Below are 1,637 nucleotides of genomic sequence, written 5' to 3'. Positions count from 1 at the left end.
TATGACGGGTAACCCCACGAACAGGAGAAGCTCATGGCCTTCGATCCGAAGGAGCCCGCCACGGGGCCCATGCCAACGTACGAAGACCGGGGTGACGAGGGGTACAAGAAGTCACTGGGGCATTTCCAAATCCAAATGATCGCCATTGGTGGCGCCATTGGTGTGGGGTTGTTCCTCGGCATCGGGCAACGTCTGGCGACCGCCGGCCCCGCCTTGGTGCTGTCCTACCTGGTCGTTTCCGTGGTGGTGTACCTGCTGATGCGGGCACTGGGTGAAATGGTCATTTACCGCCCGACCACCGGCGCGTGGGTCTCCTACGCGCGCGAGTTCGTGTCCAACCGGTTCGCGTACATGACCGGCTGGAGCTACGTGGTGCTGTCCGCGGTGGCCGGCGTGGGCGAGATCGCAGCGCTCGCCGTGTACGTCCAGTTCTGGTGGCCCGAGATCCCCGGATGGATCCCGTCACTGGTAGCGGCGCTCGTGATAGTCGGTTGTAACCTCCTCAGCGTCAAGCTGTACGGCTTCATCGAGACCTGGGCCGCCATGATCAAGGTGCTCGCCATCCTGTTGTTCCTGGTTGCGGGTGTCATTCTGGTGGTGGCCGGCGACATCTTCAACGCCCCCACCGTGGCCTCGGTGACCAACCTGTGGTCGCAGGGCTTTGCCCCCGGCGGCGCGCTCGCCCTGGTGATCGTGATGTCCGGTGTGGTCTTCTCCTTTTCCGCGATCGAGATCGTGGGTGTCTCCGCCGGTGAGGCCAAGGACCCCGAGCGCTCCATGCCGCGAGCCATCAACTCCGTGGTGCTGCGTCTTGCGCTGTTCTACATCGGCTCCATCTTGGTGCTGTCCATGCTGTTGCCCACCGAGCAGTATTCCGGCAACGAATCACCCTTCGTGACCGCCCTCGGCTCACTGAACATTCCCGCGCTCGCCGGTGTCATGAACTTCGTGGTTCTCACCGCAGCCATTTCCGGCGTGAACGCGACCCTTTACGCGTCCGTCCGTCTGCTCCGTAACCTGGCCGCCCACAGTCAAGCGCCCCGGATCACGGCCACCGTGTCCAAGCGCGGTGTACCTTCCGGCGCGCTCATCTGCCTGCTGGGCTTCTACCTGCTGGGTATTGTCCTGATTTACGCGTTGGGGGCCGCTTCCGCGTTCGAGGTCGTATTGAGCGCGTGTGCCGTGTTCATCCTCTTCGGCTGGATCTCCATCTTCGTCTCCCACCTGGGTTACCGTCGCAAGGTGGCCCGCGGCGAGGCTCACGCGGTCAACTTCCGGATGCCCGGCGCCCCGGTCACCAACTACGTCTGCCTGGTGTTCCTGATAGCCGTGACGCTGTACATCATGTTCGACTTCAATAACCCGCACTGGTACTACAGCCTGCTCGCGGGCGTGGTGCTCGTGGTGGGCACGACCATTGGTTACGGCGTGTCCGAACGCCACGTGGCCAAGAACGGTCTGCCCGACCTCGGCCCGGCCGCGGCACACGAAGAAGAGCCGCTGGACCAACAGCAGCGTTAAAGTGGGAGCGGACCAAATTTCCGCTTCTGAATCCGGAGGAACCATGGACAACGTGAACAACCTGCCGTCCGCATCCATTGACGACATCCCCGAGGGCGCACCCGTCCTGGACGTCC

At 63.1% G+C, this 1,637-nt stretch carries 1 protein-coding gene; it reads left to right on the top strand.

Features of this window, described 5'->3' with window-relative positions:
* Positions 1-33 precede the first annotated feature (33 nt).
* Positions 34-1,521 (top strand): amino acid permease, encoded by a 1,488-nt coding sequence (locus Q4E95_RS13665; protein WP_303383814.1) that lies wholly within the window; start codon positions 34-36, stop codon positions 1,519-1,521.
* Positions 1,522-1,637 lie beyond the last annotated feature (116 nt).

Source organism: Kocuria sp. (assembly GCF_030536815.1).
GTDB classification, from domain to species: Bacteria; Actinomycetota; Actinomycetes; order Actinomycetales; family Micrococcaceae; genus Kocuria; species Kocuria gwangalliensis.
Note: the sequence above shows the minus strand (reverse complement) of the source record. Positions and strands in the feature narration are given on the sequence as shown.

Excerpts from the sequence above, each read along its gene's own strand:
- Q4E95_RS13665 (WP_303383814.1), top strand. The coding sequence starts at position 34 with ATGGCCTTCGATCCGAAGGAGCCCGCCACGGGGCCCATGCCAACGTAC.